The 16,475-nt window shown below is 25.9% G+C and carries 16 protein-coding genes and 1 pseudogene; 15 read left to right on the top strand and 2 right to left on the bottom strand.

Features of this window, described 5'->3' with window-relative positions; all coding sequences use genetic code 11:
- Window positions 1-70: 70 nt before the first annotated feature.
- Window positions 71-583, bottom strand: coding sequence for a hypothetical protein (locus ACZ5TJ_RS08500; RefSeq protein ID WP_464198773.1), 513 nt, complete (start codon window positions 581-583; stop codon window positions 71-73).
- Between the two features lie 153 nt (window positions 584-736).
- On the opposite strand from ACZ5TJ_RS08500, the gene ACZ5TJ_RS08495 reads away from it, so the two are divergent.
- From ACZ5TJ_RS08495 to ACZ5TJ_RS08455, 9 genes and pseudogenes are all read left to right on the top strand, one after another.
- Window positions 737-1,426 (top strand): hypothetical protein, encoded by a 690-nt coding sequence (locus ACZ5TJ_RS08495; RefSeq protein WP_464198771.1) that lies wholly within the window; start codon window positions 737-739, stop codon window positions 1,424-1,426.
- A gap of 252 nt (window positions 1,427-1,678) precedes the next feature.
- A pseudogene (locus tag ACZ5TJ_RS08490) lies at window positions 1,679-1,861 on the top strand (hypothetical protein); the annotation flags it as partial.
- A gap of 12 nt (window positions 1,862-1,873) precedes the next feature.
- Window positions 1,874-4,948, top strand: coding sequence for a ligand-binding sensor domain-containing protein (locus tag ACZ5TJ_RS08485; protein WP_464198769.1), 3,075 nt, complete (start codon window positions 1,874-1,876; stop codon window positions 4,946-4,948).
- Between the two features lie 124 nt (window positions 4,949-5,072).
- Window positions 5,073-5,252 (top strand): hypothetical protein, encoded by a 180-nt coding sequence (locus ACZ5TJ_RS08480; RefSeq protein WP_464198767.1) that lies wholly within the window; start codon window positions 5,073-5,075, stop codon window positions 5,250-5,252.
- Window positions 5,253-5,334: 82 nt separating this feature from the next.
- A complete protein-coding gene (locus ACZ5TJ_RS08475; protein ID WP_464198765.1) occupies window positions 5,335-6,690 on the top strand; it encodes an MATE family efflux transporter in 1,356 nt (451 codons plus the stop codon).
- A 1-nt stretch (window position 6,691) separates the two neighbouring features.
- Window positions 6,692-9,007 (top strand): bifunctional glutamate--cysteine ligase GshA/glutathione synthetase GshB, encoded by a 2,316-nt coding sequence (gshAB, locus tag ACZ5TJ_RS08470; protein ID WP_464198763.1) that lies wholly within the window; start codon window positions 6,692-6,694, stop codon window positions 9,005-9,007.
- Window position 9,008: 1 nt separating this feature from the next.
- The gene (locus ACZ5TJ_RS08465) at window positions 9,009-9,290 is read left to right on the top strand and encodes an ArsR/SmtB family transcription factor (protein ID WP_464198761.1); all 282 of its coding nucleotides are present in this window, start codon (window positions 9,009-9,011) and stop codon (window positions 9,288-9,290) included.
- A 24-nt stretch (window positions 9,291-9,314) separates the two neighbouring features.
- Complete coding sequence (locus tag ACZ5TJ_RS08460; RefSeq protein ID WP_464198759.1) at window positions 9,315-10,208, top strand: hypothetical protein; 894 nt, start codon at window positions 9,315-9,317, stop codon at window positions 10,206-10,208.
- A gap of 194 nt (window positions 10,209-10,402) precedes the next feature.
- A complete protein-coding gene (locus ACZ5TJ_RS08455; RefSeq protein ID WP_039315495.1) occupies window positions 10,403-10,558 on the top strand; it encodes a zinc-ribbon domain-containing protein in 156 nt (51 codons plus the stop codon).
- Window positions 10,559-10,607: 49 nt separating this feature from the next.
- On the opposite strand, the gene ACZ5TJ_RS08450 is transcribed toward ACZ5TJ_RS08455, so the two are convergent.
- Window positions 10,608-10,823 (bottom strand): hypothetical protein, encoded by a 216-nt coding sequence (locus ACZ5TJ_RS08450; protein ID WP_464198756.1) that lies wholly within the window; start codon window positions 10,821-10,823, stop codon window positions 10,608-10,610.
- Window positions 10,824-11,005: 182 nt separating this feature from the next.
- Between ACZ5TJ_RS08450 and ACZ5TJ_RS08445 the strand changes: the two genes are divergently transcribed.
- From ACZ5TJ_RS08445 to ACZ5TJ_RS08420, 6 genes are all read left to right on the top strand, one after another.
- Window positions 11,006-11,917, top strand: coding sequence for a tetratricopeptide repeat protein (locus tag ACZ5TJ_RS08445; RefSeq protein WP_464198754.1), 912 nt, complete (start codon window positions 11,006-11,008; stop codon window positions 11,915-11,917).
- Window positions 11,918-11,945: 28 nt separating this feature from the next.
- A complete protein-coding gene (locus ACZ5TJ_RS08440) occupies window positions 11,946-12,167 on the top strand; it encodes a DUF454 family protein (RefSeq protein ID WP_464198752.1) in 222 nt (73 codons plus the stop codon).
- Window positions 12,168-12,298: 131 nt separating this feature from the next.
- Window positions 12,299-14,068, top strand: a complete 1,770-nt coding sequence (locus ACZ5TJ_RS08435) for an ABC transporter ATP-binding protein/permease (RefSeq protein ID WP_464198750.1) — start codon at window positions 12,299-12,301, stop codon at window positions 14,066-14,068.
- A complete protein-coding gene (locus ACZ5TJ_RS08430) occupies window positions 14,069-15,736 on the top strand; it encodes an ABC transporter ATP-binding protein (protein ID WP_464198748.1) in 1,668 nt (555 codons plus the stop codon).
- 18 nt (window positions 15,737-15,754) lie between these two features.
- The gene (locus ACZ5TJ_RS08425; protein WP_464198746.1) at window positions 15,755-16,153 is read left to right on the top strand and encodes a YbaN family protein; all 399 of its coding nucleotides are present in this window, start codon (window positions 15,755-15,757) and stop codon (window positions 16,151-16,153) included.
- Window positions 16,154-16,156: 3 nt separating this feature from the next.
- A complete protein-coding gene (locus tag ACZ5TJ_RS08420; RefSeq protein WP_039315507.1) occupies window positions 16,157-16,462 on the top strand; it encodes a nitrous oxide-stimulated promoter family protein in 306 nt (101 codons plus the stop codon).
- Window positions 16,463-16,475: the final 13 nt, after the last annotated feature.

Here is a 16,475-nt window from a genome sequence, read left to right as displayed (position 1 = left end):
CTTTGTTTTTAGTTAATTATAATACCGAATTAATTTAATACAACTAAAATTAAGTATAATTTACAATTTATTAATTAAAGAAGAAATAATAAATTAAAAATATTACAATTACAACCACAGCTAGAACTAAAACTGCTTTAAATATAAATGATGAACCATGTAAGAATCCAAAAGGAGAAAAACTTGGAATAAAAAATGATGACCTTCTATTATAGTTTGGAGTTTCTGCTTTAGATGTATCATTATTAAAAGTATCATTCGTATTACTATTATTATTTGTGCTATTATTGCTATTACTCTTGTTATTGTTAGGAGATTGATTATTATACTTATCTGAAGTTTTAAATCTAGAACCAGAGTTACTATTTGGACTACTATATTTATCAGAAGTATTAAATCTTGAGTTCCACTTCGAAGAACTATAAGACTGAGTACTTTCTCTTGGACTACTACTATATGTACTATGAGAAGATGACGTTCTGAAACTGAATGCATATGTAGGAAGAGAAATGGATAATATATTAGTAATTAATATAGTTAAAATTACAAGTAGTTTTATTATAGGCTTTTTCTTATGCTTCATATATAAATACGCTCCTTTAAACTGTACTTATATTAAATTTACTATAAAAATAATAGTTAAATAAAAATAAAGCATTAATATTTTGTATCATTTTCATAAAAGAATATATTACATTTTGAAAATATATTAAAATATGTTTGAGGTGATGCTTTTATGAATATTGATGTAGCAAAAGAATGGATTCAAGATGAAAAAAACGTGTGGGGAGAAGATTATACTAATATAACTTTTTCTATAAATGATATTATGGAGTTTGAAGAGGAAACGGATATAAAGAATAGATACTTTGTGAAAAATATAAATATTTTAGATAAATATATGAGAATGTTAGATAAAGCAAGTTCTAAGCTTAATGTTAAGAAAAAAGTTTTATTTTTTGAAGTTAATAAGACAAGCAGTAGCGAAGCTAGCGATATTATAAGCGAGCTTATGGAATATAAAGATAGATATAAAGAAGTATTATATAAATTAAAATATTGTGCTAAATGTCAATGTTTAAAATGCATTAAAAAATGTAGATATGATTCATGTAATTCATGTGATAAAAGTGGAAAAGTTACCGAATGTAATTATGATAAATATAATGTGATAATGTTTAATAATTTCTTAACTAATTTATATAATTCAGAAACTAATTCTTATGATGAAGTAAAGATCCTTTGTGAAATTGATATATTAGAAAAAGATACAGTATATAGAGTTATTGATTCAAATGGAGAGTATTTAATATTAACTTATACTCACGATCCTTTAAAGGGAGATTCATATGGTTCTGTAGATGATAAAGATGTATTTAATATTATAGCAAATCTTTATGAAAAAAATGTACAAAATCTAATATAAAAAAAGATACTATACTTAAATTAAGTATAGTATCTTTTTTTATAAATTATTTAAATCTAAGCTGAAAGATTAATAGATAATATATATTTTTTAAAATTTAGTTCGAAAATAATAAATATACTAATAAATTTTATTTAGTAATATAAATTAATATTTAGTTCATAATATTAACTGATTGACAACAAATTTGGAATATGTAAAAATAAAGGTATTATTGGTTAAAAATGTCGAATGGTTAGGAGTTGAGGGGTCATAAAGAAGAAACGATCATTAATTTTAGTTATATTAAGCATATTTTTAATAAGTAATTTAGTTGTTAGCAATATTTTTTGTGTTAAAGCAAGTGCAAAAGAAGGCGATAAATTTTTTAGATTTACAAATATAACAGTAAAAGATGGATTATCTCAAGGATCAGTATATTCAATACTTAAAGATAAAGAAGGTTACATGTGGTTTGGAACTAATGATGGCTTAAATAGGTTCGATGGCTATGAATATGAAATCATAAAATCATCTGACAAAGATGAAAATACTTTGCATCCAGGTATCATAGGTTCTATAGTCGAAGATGATTATGGTTATTTATGGATTGGGACAAGTTCAGGATTAAGTAGATTAAATAAAAAAACTCTAAAAGTTGAAAGAATTGGTGCAGACATTAATGACCCTAAAAAGACTTCTAGTAAACATATATGGGATTTGTATATAGACAGTAATAAAAACCTATGGGTTGGAACAGAAAATGGATTAAACAAATATGATTTTAAAACAGGGGAATTTAAAAAATATTTTAGTGAAAAAGATAAAACAAATACACTAAGTGGAAATTATATAACTTCTATTATGGAAGGCACAGATGGCAATATGTGGTTTGGAACAAAAGATGGTCTAAGTATATTAGATGTAAAGACTGACACATTTACTAGGATATCTAGAAGAATAGATAAAAATCTTCCAAGTGATAATATACTTAAGCTATATAAAGACTCTAAAAATAATATGTGGGTAAGTACCCAAGAAAAAGGTGTTATTAAGTATGATTTAAACAATAAAAAGATAGATCCTTTAGATAAAGTAAATAAACTATATGGCTCAGAAAAATATGCAATTAATAGTATGTATGAAGATCAAAATAATAATGTATGGCTTGGAAGTAAAGGTGGACTTATAAAGTATTCTTTAGATAATGGAGAAATAACTAGCTATAAAAATAAGCCTTATGATCCAGATAGTCTTGTAAACAATAGTATTCAAAGTGTTTATAGAGATGATGATGGGCTTATATGGATTGGGACTTATAGTGGTATTAGTATATTAGATCCAGTACAAAAATTTATACATTATAAAAAAGATTTAGGTTCTAAAAATTCTTTAAGTAGTAATTCTATGGCTGGTATATATGAAGATGAAAATGGAATACTTTGGATTGGAACTACAAATGACGGATTAAATAAATTTAATAGAAAAACTGGAGAGATAAAACATTTTAAATTTGATGAAAATGATAAAAATAGTATTCCGAGTAATACAATATTTCAAGTTACAGGTGATGGGAATGGAACTGTATGGGTTGGTACAAAAGAAGGTTTATGTAAAATCGATAATAAAACTGATAAAGTAAAGGTATATAAACATAAAGAAGGAGAGAATTCTTTAACTAATAATGATGTTAAGGAAGTATTTATAGATAAAGGTGGGTTTATATGGATTGGAACCCGTGATGGTTTAGATGTTTTTGATAGTAAAAAAGAAAAATTTTATAACTTAGATTATATACTTTTAAAAAATAATATTGAAGAAACATTTATAAGAAGAATATTTCAAGATTCTAAAGGAAATTATTGGATTGCAACGGGTTGGAATGGTGGATTAATAAAATTTGATAAAGATAAAAAACAGGTTATTAATTATAAATCAGAAGATCTAGGAGAAAACACAATAAGTAATAATGCTATAAAAGGTATAAATGAAGATAAGGAAGGTAACATATGGGTAACTACATCTGTTGGGATAGATAAATTAGATGTTAATACAGGAAAATTTACAGTTTTTACTGAAGAAGATGGACTAGCTAATAATTATGTTTATGGTATTTTAATTGATGACTCTGATAATATTTGGGTTAGTACAAATGGAGGATTATCAAGATACAATCCAAAAACTAATAGATTTGAAAACTTTACTTTTGTAGATGGACTACAAAGTAATGAATTTAATGGAACATCAGAATTCAAAAGTAAAAGTGGTGAAATGTTCTTTGGTGGAACAAATGGTATTACAGCATTTTATCCAAAAGATATTAGTGAAAGCAAGAGTGGAAATCATAAAGTAACTATAGAAGATTTTAAAGTTTATAATAACAATAATATATCTTTAAGCGATAATGTAGAGTTAAAGAATAATGAAAATACTTTTTCATTCCAATTTTTCCTTCCTGATTATAGAAGACTTGGTGATTCAACATATGAATATATGCTTGAAGGTTTTGAAGATAAATGGAACTTTTCAGGTGAGAGAAATTATGTGAATTATACAAATATAGAACCTGGTAATTACACTTTTAAAGTTAGAAGTAGAAATAGAAATGGAGAAATAAGTGAAGTTACAGAGGTTAAACTTAAAATAAAGAAAGCTTGGTATAATTCAACATTAGCTTATATTATATATATATTAATTCTTTTAAGTATAGTTTATTTTGTGTTAAATTATGTAAAAATATTAAATGGACTTGTAAATCAAAGAACGGATCAGCTTAATAAAGAGTTAGTTGAAAAGGAAGAAATATATAATAAACTTTTAAAACATGAAAAACTTAGAAATACTTATTTAGTTAATTTATCTCATGAACTTAGAACACCACTTAATGTAATATTATCTAGTGAACAACTTATAAGAGCATTAAATGAAAACGAAGAAGGAATTGAGAAAAAAGATTTAAGAAAGTATATGTCTATAATAAAGAAAAATTCAAAAACTCTTTTAAAGGTTATAAATGATTTAATAGATAACTCAAAAATTCAAGCAGGAGCATATACACTTAAAATAGAAGAAACTGATATAGTTTATTTAGTTGAAGAAGTTGCTTTATCTATGAAAACTTATATAGAGAGCAATGGTATAGAGCTTATAATAGACCCTGAAATAGAAGAGAAAATGATAGAATGTGATAAAACTAATATTGAAAGATGTGTTATAAACTTAATTTCAAATGCAGTAAAATTCACTAAAGAAAATGGTACTATCTTTGTTGGAATAGAGGAACATGAAGAGATAGATACTGTTGATATAATAGTTAGGGATAATGGAGTCGGTATTCCAAAAGAGAAGCAAGATATTATATTTGATAGATTTAAAAATCTTGAGACACAAGTTTCAAGTAAACACTGTAGTAGTGGAATAGGACTTACATTAGTTAAAAACTTAGTTGAACTTCATAATGGTAAGATTTCTCTAGTTAGTGAAGTTAATAAAGGAAGTGAGTTTAGAATAACCCTTCCTGTAAAATATATAAAAAAAGATTAGTTTAATTACTTGTCTTATCCACAATTAAATGGGTAAGGCAAGTTTTTTATATGTTAAAAAATTCTTAAAACTAACATAATAATATTGTACTACTATAAGTTATATAAATTAAGGAGGTATTTTTATGAAAATTAAAGAAAGAACAAAAGAGATAGAAGAAAAGATAAGAAAAGAGTATAAAAAACTTGAAAAAGAAGAAGAGGGAACTTCAATTGAAGAAATGGAGAAGGCAGTTTCAGATTACTATCAAAATAACGGAACATTAATGGAAGATTTTTATGATTTTATTCAAAGAAATTGTTAGTATGATTTATAAAAATTAATAAAATTTTTCTTTACTATATAACTATATTCTTATATAGTTATATAGTGGGGTGAGCGTATTAATGAAGGATGTAAGATTAACTGAAGGAGATATCACAAAATCCTTACTTAAATTATCTCTTCCTATAATAGGGACAAACTTTATACAAACGGCCTACGGCATGATTGATATGATATGGATTGGAAGGCTTGGAAGTTCAGCTGTTGCAGCAATTGGTACTGCAACATTTTTTATAAATCTTGCAATGGCCTTATCTACCTTAATTGTAATAGGTACTGGAGTTAAAATATCTCATGCAATAGGAAGAGGAGATAGTGAAGAAGCAAAAGTATACATAAAAAACGGCATAATTTTAAGTATTATTTTAGCCTCTTTATATACTTTATTTATTTTCATATTTAAAACTAATCTAATTGAATTTTATGATCTTCAAAAAGATGTTTTTAATATGGCAGTAGACTACTTAGAAATATCAGCAGTAGGAATTATATTTATGTATTTAAATTCACTTTTAACTACTATATTTAATAGTTATGGTGAAAGCAAGATGCCGTTTTTAGCAAATACTGTTGGTTTTTTATTCAATATAATATTAGACCCTATTTTAATCTTTGGGACTAGCATAATAAAGCCAAGTGGAGTAATTGGAGCTGCTATTGCAACTTTAATTTCTAGAATTATTGTATTTATAATTTTTATAGTTTTTTCTAGAAAAAGATTATCTTTTTTAACAAAAGGAATAAACTTAAATTATACTAAAGGTATAAGTGTTATAAAACTTGGACTGCCAATAACAATGCAAAGAGTTATTTTTACTCTTATATCTATTATGGTTGCAAAAATAGTTTCAGACTTTGGTGCAACTGCTATTGCAGTTCAAAAGGTAGGAGTTCAAATTGAATCAATATCGTATATAACAATAGGAGGACTTCAAGGTGCAATTGCAGCATTTATGGGTCAAAACTTTGGAGCAAAAAACAAAGATAGAATAAAACTTGGATATTACAAATCATTAAAGCTTACAATAATATTTGGAAGCTTTATAACGCTAATATTTTTAATATTCCCAAAGCAAATTTTTAGTATATTTTTATCTGAAAAAGAAGCTTTAGATATGGGAATTACTTATATTAGGATACTTGCGTTTTCTCAAATATTTATGTGCGCTGAGCTTTTAACAGTTGGAGCTTTTAATGGTATTGGAAAAACTTATATAGCACCGGTTATAAGTATTACTTTTACATCTTTAAGAATTCCATGTGCAATAATTTTATCAAATCCTAATTTGTTTGGACTAAATGGAATTTGGATGAGTATAAGTGTTAGTAGTTTATTTAAAGGTGTTATTTTAGTTATATTGTTCTTAATAGGACTTAAAAAGTTAAATTTTAGAGATATAGGAGAGGCAGGAATTTAATATGTATAAAAAATTACTGGATTTAATTGTAGAAAATAATTTAGATAGAAAACTTATAAGAAGTAATTTTGGGTTAGAAAAAGAAAATTTAAGAGTAGATAGAGAGGGAAAACTTGCCCTTACAAAACATCCTGAAATTTTTAAAGAAGATAATCCATATATAAAAAGAGATTTTTCAGAAAGCCAAGTTGAGATGGTAACGCCAGCTTGTAAATCAGTAGATGAAGCATATGATTTTATGGAAAACCTACACAACATAGTTACAACATCATTAAAGGATGAATACCTTTGGCCACAAAGTAATCCTCCAATAATACCAAAAGACGATGAGATTCCAGTTGCAAAGCTTTATAAAGAGGAAGAAGTATCATATAGAGAAGGCCTTGTTAAAAAGTATGGCGCAAAAAGACAGCTTGTAAGTGGAGTTCATTATAACTTTTCTTTTGATGAAGACTTATTAAAAGAACTTTATTCTCTTTTAAGTCCTAATATGGATTTTAAAAAGTTTAAAGATGAAATATATTTTAAAATAGGAAGAAATCTTTTAAAGTATAAATGGCTTTTAATTTACTTAACTGGTGCAAGTCCAGTATTCCATAAAAGTTATAAGGGAGCGTGTAAAAAGGCTGTTAAAAAGATTGGAAGAGATGATTACTATTTTAAAGGGGTCAACTCACTTAGAAATAGTGAATGTGGTTATAAAAATTTAGAAGATTTTTATGTATCATATAATAATGTTAATGAATATGTAAATGATATAAGAAATTTAATTAATGATAAATGTATACAAGGTGCTAGAGAATACTATAGTCCAATTAGATTTAAGACAAAAGAACAAGGCGATATGCTAAATAATCTTTTAAATGATGGAGTTAAATATATTGAAATAAGACTTTTAGATTTAGATCCATTATGTCCTATTGGAGTAAGTAAAGACACGTTAAACTTAATATTTATATTTATATTATTTACTTTATTTACAGAAGACTTTAAGTATACACCAGCATTCCATGATGAATATGTATTAAATGAAAATAGAGCAATTGAAAATAAAGAATTTAATTTAATAAACATTGATGGAAAAGAAGTAGGACTTAGAAAAAAAGGTCTTGAAGTATTAGAAGAAATGGAAGTTTTGGCTAACAAGTTATTTAAAGATAATGAAGATATAAAAAGAGCTATAAATATATCAAAAAAGAGATTTGAAAATTATAAAGAAACAATTGCAAGCAATATTATAGAAGGAATTAGAGAATCAGACTATATTGATTATTTCATGGGCTTAGCTAAAGAATACTTAAAATATAGTGAGAAAAATGTATTTAAACTAAAAGGATATGAAGATTTAGAACTATCAACACAAATATTAATATTAGATAGTATGAAGCATGGAATAGAATATGAAGTGTTAGATAGAAGAGATAACTTTATATCACTTACAAAGGGAGATCATGTTGAGTATGTAAAACAAGCTACAAAAACATCAAAAGATGCTTATATTACAGCTTTAATTATGGAAAATAAACTTGTTACTAAAAAGGTACTTGAAAAAAATAATATAAAAGTCCCAAAGGGCGGATATTACGAAAATATCGAAGATGCTTTAGGAGATTATTATAAATATAAAGGAAATCAAATTGTAGTTAAACCAAAGTCAACAAACTTTGGTATTGGAATTACAATATTTAAAGGTGATTTTACTAAAGAAGAATATAATAGAGCAGTTGAAATAGGCTTTGAAAATGATAATGAAATATTAATAGAAGAGTTTATAAAAGGAAAAGAATATAGATTCCTTGTAATAAATGATGAAGTATGTGGAATACTTCACAGAGTTCCTGCTAATGTTGTTGGAGATGGAAAGAGCACAATTAGAGAGCTTGTAGAAGAGAAAAATAAAAATCCTTTAAGAGGAAAAGGATATAAGACACCTCTTGAAAAGATATCCTTAGGAGAAGCTGAAGAGATGTTTTTAAGAGAAAGTAATAAAGATTTTGATTATGTTCCATTAGAAAATGAAACAGTTTATTTAAGAGAAAATTCAAATATAAGTACAGGTGGAGATAGTATAGACTTTACAGATGATATTGATGATAGCTATAAAGAAATAGCAATTAAAGCTGCAAGGTCTGTTAATGCGAAAATCACAGGTGTTGATATGATGATAAGTGATATAAAGGAAAAAGCAAATTCTAATAATTATGGAATTATTGAAATAAACTTTAATCCTGCAATACACATTCATTCATATCCATATAAAGGCTTAAATAGAAAAGTAGCTGAGAAAGTATTAAAGCTTTTATTTGGAGAAATATAAGATGATTGAAAATACGAGTGATGTATTAAAGGCATTAGCCCATCCTGTACGAATACAAATATTAAAACAATTATATGACGGACCTACTTGTGTCTGTCATATAAATGAAAATATAGATTATTCACAAGCAAACATATCAAAACATCTTAAAATTTTAAAAAATGCTCATATAGTAAAATCAACAAAAGAAGGAATGTATCAATATTACAGCCTTACAGATGAAAAAATTAAAGAAATAATACATTTAGCTGAAGAAGTAGTTAAAAATAGTAAAATAAGATAAATTAATAGAAGGAATACAATAAAGATGAAAATTATAAACCCATATGATTATAAAGGTGAATTTTATAAAGGAAATTTACATACACATACTGAAAATAGCCCATGTGGACACTATAGTTTAAAAGAAGTAATAAAGATGTACACTTCGTACAAAATGGAATATGATTTTTTAGCAATCACAGACCATTATAAGTTAACAGATTTAAGTAAATATAATGATAGAGAAGATATATTATTGTTGCAAGGTGTTGAACATAAAAAATGTGATCATCAAACATTAGGTATTAATATTTCAAAATATGATGATGACGAAGATGATGATAATAATCATAATGAATTATTTAAAAAAATAAATGATCAAGGTGGAATAAATATTATTTGTCATCCTCATATGGGAAAAGAAGATTATTGGACTTTTGAAGAATTATTAAAGCTTGATGGATATACTGGTATAGAAGTTTTTAATAATAACGTTAGAATGGACTGCAAAGGAAGAGCAGTTGCAACAGATGTTTGGGATAAGCTTTTAAGTAATGGAAAAATAGTATTTGGTTTTGCAAATGATGATATGCATTTATTTTCAAGAGTTGGGGGAGGATATAATATGGTTCTCTCAGAAGAAAAGACTATAGATAGTATATTAAATGCAATAAGAAGAGGAAGCTTTTATGCAAGCTTTGGAATTAAAGTTAAAAATATAGAGCTTAAAGACAATATAATATCAGTAGAAAATGGGGATGCTAGAGTTCCATATGTGTTCTTTAAATTTATAGGTAAAGATGGTATTACCTTAAAAGAAGAGAAGGGTAATAAAGGTACTTATGAAGTTAAAGGAAACGAAGGTTACGTAAGAGTTGAAGTTTACAGAGAAGATGGTGCTAGAGCTTGGCTACAACCTTTTGTAATTGAAAATAATTAAATTGTTAATATAGTATAAATTAAAGAATATTTTGAAAATTTGCTTGTAATAGAAAAATATGTATGATATACTATTATTGTAAATTAAATAAAGGTTTCGGATAGTTAAGCGTTTTCTGTTTTTTTGAGATTTCTCCAAAAGTATAGAAAAGATTAATTGTTAGAATACTTTATATGTTTTGGAGGAATGAAAAAATGGAAGATAAGACTATTGTATGTAAAGATTGTGGAAAGGAATTTGTTTTCACTGTAGGAGAACAAGAATTCTACAAAGAAAAAGGATTCGATAACGAACCTCAAAGATGTGCTGAATGTAGAAAAGCAAGAAAACAAAGATTCAACAATAGATAATCTTAGTTTATTATAGCCATAGAACTTTAAGTTCTATGGCTTTTTTATATTATCTTGATAGTACCTTTTTAAATAAGTTTCTTTTGTAACTTTTAAGTTTTTCCATAGAGTGAGTTTCCACAAAAGCTGAAAATAACATTAAAGTAAAGCCCATTCCAATTAGGAAATGACCAAGAACATCCGGTATAAGATTAAAACAATTTAAACAAAGTGCAATCGCATTAAAAAATAATGCAAAGCAAGTATATTTACTTGGATCTTTCATTTGTATCACCTCCTTATAAAACTATATATAATATTATATAGTGAATTACAACAATTTCCAACAGATCCCTTGGAGGTAAAGACAAATACTTGAATTTCACATAGTAATAACTTTGAAAAATAAAGAAAAAAATATGATATAATAAAAAATAAATTCAATTTAGAAAGGTTTTACAAAAGAAAATGAGTAATTATTTATTTAATAACCATATAAATGTAGCTAGAAGTTTTAAAGAAGAAGGAAATAAACTTAAAGCATTACAATTTTATAAAAAGGCGTATAACTTTGAAGAAGGAAAAAAGGATATAGAACTTCTTTTAGATATGGCACTTTTATACCATGAATTAGAACAAATGGATTTAGCAGAAGAAAAATATAGGGAAGTTTTAGAAATAGATAATAATGAAGAAAGAGCTTATTATGGTCTTGGTACTCTTTATGATGATGATGGATTTTTTGATGAAGCAAAAGAATATTATGAAAAAGCAATAAGCATTAATAAAAATTATGATAAAGCATACTTTTTCTTAGCAAATATTTATGATGAAGAAGGCGATAAAGAAAAAGCTATAAATTATTATAAAAAGGTACTAGAAATAAATCCAAAAGACCTTTGGGCTAATGCTAATTTAGCTTGTATTATGGAGGAGACTGTAAGACTTGAAGAAGCAGAAGAGTATAATAAAAAAGCTTTAGAAATAGAACCTAATCATTTTAGAATATTATTTAATATGGGGGTTATTAAAAAGAGATTAGGAGATTTTTCTAAAGCAAAAGAGTATTATGAAAAATCTATAGAAAGTAATCCGAAATTTCCTTTTAGTCATTTAAATTTAGGAGTAATTTATAGAGAAAAGGGGAATTATAATAAGGCTATAGAAATTATAACAAATGGAATTTATGAAAATCCAGAGGTTGGATTTTTATATTATAATAGAGCCTGTTTTTATTCTTTAGTTGGAGAATATGAAAAGGCTTTAGATGGTGTTTTAAAAGCTATAGAACTAGATGACTTTTTTATAGAATATATGAAAAAAGATAAAGAACTAGATCCTATACGTAGTTTACCTAGATATAAAGAAAGATTTCTATAGTAAATCTATTAGGATAAGGTGAAGATAAATGGGAATTATAAAAAAAGCATTCTATATGATATTAGGTTTTTTATGTATTATAGTTGGAGCTATTGCATCATTAATTCCCTTAGTGCCTGGTTTTGTTATAATTGGCTTTGCTGGAGCTTGCTTTGCTAAAGGCTCTAGAAGGTTTAAAAAATGGCTAGTAACTAAAAAGTTTTATAAGAAATATTTAGAAAAGTATATGAAAGATTTTATAAATAAGTAAAGAGGTAGGAGAACATATTCTTCTACCTCTTGTTTTTTAATAAACTATTAATAAAATGTTAAAATGGTATTGATAATCATTATCATATATGATATATTCATATAGTAACAAATGGAAGGGAGAGAAATATTATGATGATTAATAAAAGATTAATAAATCTTTGCAAAGAATCAAAAAAATACATAGGACTTACGGTATTTTCTAATTGGGTTGTTTTATTATGCAATTTAATTATGATTTTATTAATTGGTAAAATAATTAATAAAGTATATTACAATATAGAAGCCTTAAAAGGGGTAGGATTTAAAGAATTTATAAGAAATGATATAGGAACATATTTATTAATATTTTTAGGATTATTAATAGTTAGATTTACATTTAACGTATTATACGGATACTTTTCAAACAAATCTTCAGATGTTGTAAAAGTAAAATTAAGGGATATGATTTATGAAAAGTTATTAAACTTAGGATTAGATTATAATAAAAATTTATCAACATCATCTATCGTTCAAAGTGCTATAGAAGGAGTAGAAGCTTTAGAAATATACTTTGGAAAATATTTATCTCAATTATTCTACGCATTACTTGCACCAATAACTTTATTTTTTGTAATTTCATTTATATCTTTTAAAGCAGCAGTAGTATTTATACTTTGTGTGCCTTTAATACCGATATCAATAATTGCCATAATGAAATTTGCAAAAAGACTTCTAAAGAATTATTGGAATAATTATTCAAATCTTGGTGAAACATTCTTAGAAAATCTTCAAGGATTAACAACTTTAAAAGTATTTAATATTGATGAAATAAGACATGAAAAAATGAATAAAGAAGCAGAAAGCTTTAGAAAAATAACAATGAAAGTTTTAAGTATGCAGCTAAATTCAATTACAGTTATGGACTTAATTGCTTTTGGTGGAGCAGCACTTGGTTCAATAGTTTCTTTAATAGCATTTAAAAATAGTCAAATTAATCTTGGACAAACTATAATAATCATTTTATTATCATCAGAGTTTTTTATACCACTTAGACTTCTTGGATCATTCTTCCACGTAGCTATGAATGGTGTTGCAGCATCTGATAAAATATTTGAATTATTAGATAGTAAAGAAAGAGAAAAGAACATTATAGAAGATATAAGTGATTTAGATAAAATCAATATAAATTTAAATGATGTAACATTCTCATATGACAGTAAAAGAGATGTACTTAAAAATGTATCTTTAAATATAAAAAATAAAGGTTTTACAGCAATCGTTGGAAGAAGTGGTAGTGGTAAAAGTACTATAGCAAACCTTTTATTAAACACATATGAAGTAAATAAAGGTGAAATAATGTTTAATAATACTAATTTAAATAATATTTCATTTGATGATATTTACGAAAAGATAATGCTTATAAATACTAATAGTTACATTTTCAACGGAACTATTTTAGATAATTTAAAGATTGCAAAAGAAAATTTAACTGATAATGAAATTCAATATGCATTAGAACTTTCGAATTTAAAATCTTTTGTAGATGGACTTAAAGATGGAATTAATACTAAAGTTGGTGAAGGTGGATCACTTTTATCTGGTGGTCAAAAGCAAAGATTAGCTCTTGCAAGAGCGGTACTTTCAGACAGAGATATTTATATATTTGATGAAGCAACTTCTAATGTAGACGTTGAGTCTGAAGAAATAATATTAGATGCAATAAACAAATTAGCAAAAGAAAAAACTGTAATTGTAATATCACATAGATTAGCTAATGTAAAAAATGCAGATGTTATATACGTTTTAGATAACGGAAAAATCGTTGAAAGCGGAAATCATATAGAGCTTATAAAGAAGGAAAATCATTACTTTAACATGATAAAAGAACAAGAATTTTTAGAAAGAAGAGAGGTAGTATAAATGGAGAGAAAATCAGGATTTTATATTATGAAAAGGCTAATTATAGAATTAAAGCCTTTAATACCTGTTATGTTTATAACTGTATCTATGGGTGTCTTAGGATTTTTAGCATCTATTTCAATAACTTCTTTTGGAGCTGTATCTATAATTAGTTTAATTGATAACGGATTTAAAATTACATTTACTACTTCTTTAATTATTATGGCAGTATGTGCCCTTTTAAGAGGGCCTTTAAGATATGCAGAGCAGCTTTCAGGTCACTATATAGCTTTTAAAATATTAGTTATATTAAGAGATAAAGTTTTTACTGCCCTTAGAAAACTTGCTCCATCAAAGTTAGAAAGTAAAGAAAAAGGAAATTTAGTTTCACTAATTACATCTGATATAGAGCTTTTAGAAGTATTTTATGCACATACAATTGCACCAATTTCTATTGCAATATTAACAAATAGTATTATCGCAATAATACTGTATACTATTAATCCATATTACGGTTTAGCATCAGCTATCTTATATTTAACTATTGGATTATTTATTCCATACTTTACATCAAAAATAGGTAAGAAGTCAGGTATAGAATATAGAAATAAATTTGGAGAAACAAACTCTTATCTTTTAGATTCTTTAAGAGGGCTTAAAGAAATACTAATATTTAAAAATGGAGAAAAGAGAAAAGAAAATATTCATAATTACTCAATTAGCTTAAATGAAAAGCAAAAGAAAATTAAGTTACATGAAGGAATTATAAGAGCTACAACAGATTTTACAATAATGATTGGAATGATGGGATTTGTATTACTTGGAATATATCTTTACTTAGATGGCGCAATTGATTTTAATAGTATGATTTTAGCTATAGTTATATTAGCATCATCCTTTGGACCAGTTGTAGCATTAAGTAACTTATCAAATAACTTATTACAAACATTTGCATCAGCAACTAGAATATTTAATCTTTTAGATGAAACACCAGAAGTTGTAGAAAATGAAGGTGAAAGACATTTAGAAAATACAGATATAAATTATGATAATGTAACGTTTGCCTACAAAGGAAGAGAAGACGTATTAAAAAATATTAATATGAAAATTAAAAAAGGTGAAAGTATTTCAATTATAGGTGAAAGTGGAAGTGGTAAGAGTACATTTGTAAAATTACTTATGAGATTTTGGGATGTTAAAGAAGGAAAAGTTAATTTTGGTGGAGAGAATGTAAAGACTTTAGAAACTAAAGCGCTTAGAAACCACCAAGTACTTATGAGTCAAGAAACATATCTTTTTAATGAAACTATAGAAGATAATATAAAACTTAGTAATTTAAATGCAAGCTTTGAGGAAGTAAAAGAAGCTTCAAAAAAGGCAGCAATTCATGATTTCATAGAAAGTCTTCCTAATGGATATAAAACAAAAGTTGGAGAACTTGGATCTAATCTTTCATCAGGAGAGAAACAAAGAATTGGACTTGCTAGAGCATTTTTAAGCAAAGGAGAAGTTCTAATATTAGACGAGCCTACTAGTAATTTAGATACACTAAATGAAGGGGTAATTTTAAATTCTATAAAAGAGAACAAAAAAGATAAAACAATAATATTAATAACACATAGAAAATCAACATCATCAATTTGTGAGAAAGTATTTAAAGTTTCTAATAAAAATTTAGTAAGAGAATAGTTTAGGAGAGGATTAAAGATGGAGAAAATAAAAAAGTTTTTATATGTAACAATTGGAATTATTTCATTTGGATTAGGAGCTATAGGGGTAGTACTACCAGTACTACCAACTACCCCATTTTTACTCCTTTCATCATTCTGTTTTGTTAGAGGATCAGAAAGATTCGATAAATGGTTTAGAGGAACAAAACTTTATAAAAAGCATTTAGAAAGCTTTGTAAACAATAGACAAATGACTTTAAAGCAAAAGATAACTATATTACTATTTGCAGATTTTATGTTAATGTTCCCACTTATCATACTAGATTCACTTATGGTAAAAGGATTAATCCTGTTAGTTATGCTAACTAAGTATTGGTACTTTATTTTTAGAATAAAAACTGTGAAAAAGGAAGATTTAATAAAGGACGGAGTATAGATTATGAAAAAGAAAAATAGAATCGAAAAAGAAAAAGAAATAGTTAAATTAATGATTGAAATCTACTGCTCTAAAAATCATAAGACAAATGATAAAAAGCTATGTAGTGAATGTGAAGAATTATTAGAATATGCTCATAAAAGATTAAGTTACTGCAAATTTGGTAATGAAAAAAGTTCATGTAGCAAATGTCCTATTCATTGCTATAAGAAAGATATGAAAATGAAAATAAAAGAAGTTATGAGATTTTCAGGCTGGAGACTTATAGTATACAAGCCTTATGAATTTGTAAGACATATATTTAAGTAAAAGGAGATATGGT

This window comes from Clostridium budayi (assembly GCF_055396605.1).
The sequence above is the reverse complement of the archived record's forward strand: the minus strand, read 5'-3'. Positions and strand labels throughout refer to the sequence as shown.

Coding starts and splice junctions, on each gene's coding strand:
- ACZ5TJ_RS08500 (WP_464198773.1), bottom strand. CDS start 583: ATGAAGCATAAGAAAAAGCCTATAATAAAACTACTTGTAATTTTAACT.
- ACZ5TJ_RS08495 (WP_464198771.1), top strand. CDS start 737: ATGAATATTGATGTAGCAAAAGAATGGATTCAAGATGAAAAAAACGTG.
- ACZ5TJ_RS08485 (WP_464198769.1), top strand. CDS start 1,874: ATGTGGTTTGGAACTAATGATGGCTTAAATAGGTTCGATGGCTATGAA.
- ACZ5TJ_RS08480 (WP_464198767.1), top strand. CDS start 5,073: ATGAAAATTAAAGAAAGAACAAAAGAGATAGAAGAAAAGATAAGAAAA.
- ACZ5TJ_RS08475 (WP_464198765.1), top strand. CDS start 5,335: ATGAAGGATGTAAGATTAACTGAAGGAGATATCACAAAATCCTTACTT.
- gshAB (WP_464198763.1), top strand. CDS start 6,692: ATGTATAAAAAATTACTGGATTTAATTGTAGAAAATAATTTAGATAGA.
- ACZ5TJ_RS08465 (WP_464198761.1), top strand. CDS start 9,009: ATGATTGAAAATACGAGTGATGTATTAAAGGCATTAGCCCATCCTGTA.
- ACZ5TJ_RS08460 (WP_464198759.1), top strand. CDS start 9,315: ATGAAAATTATAAACCCATATGATTATAAAGGTGAATTTTATAAAGGA.
- ACZ5TJ_RS08455 (WP_039315495.1), top strand. CDS start 10,403: ATGGAAGATAAGACTATTGTATGTAAAGATTGTGGAAAGGAATTTGTT.
- ACZ5TJ_RS08450 (WP_464198756.1), bottom strand. CDS start 10,823: ATGAAAGATCCAAGTAAATATACTTGCTTTGCATTATTTTTTAATGCG.
- ACZ5TJ_RS08445 (WP_464198754.1), top strand. CDS start 11,006: ATGAGTAATTATTTATTTAATAACCATATAAATGTAGCTAGAAGTTTT.
- ACZ5TJ_RS08440 (WP_464198752.1), top strand. CDS start 11,946: ATGGGAATTATAAAAAAAGCATTCTATATGATATTAGGTTTTTTATGT.
- ACZ5TJ_RS08435 (WP_464198750.1), top strand. CDS start 12,299: ATGATGATTAATAAAAGATTAATAAATCTTTGCAAAGAATCAAAAAAA.
- ACZ5TJ_RS08430 (WP_464198748.1), top strand. CDS start 14,069: ATGGAGAGAAAATCAGGATTTTATATTATGAAAAGGCTAATTATAGAA.
- ACZ5TJ_RS08425 (WP_464198746.1), top strand. CDS start 15,755: ATGGAGAAAATAAAAAAGTTTTTATATGTAACAATTGGAATTATTTCA.
- ACZ5TJ_RS08420 (WP_039315507.1), top strand. CDS start 16,157: ATGAAAAAGAAAAATAGAATCGAAAAAGAAAAAGAAATAGTTAAATTA.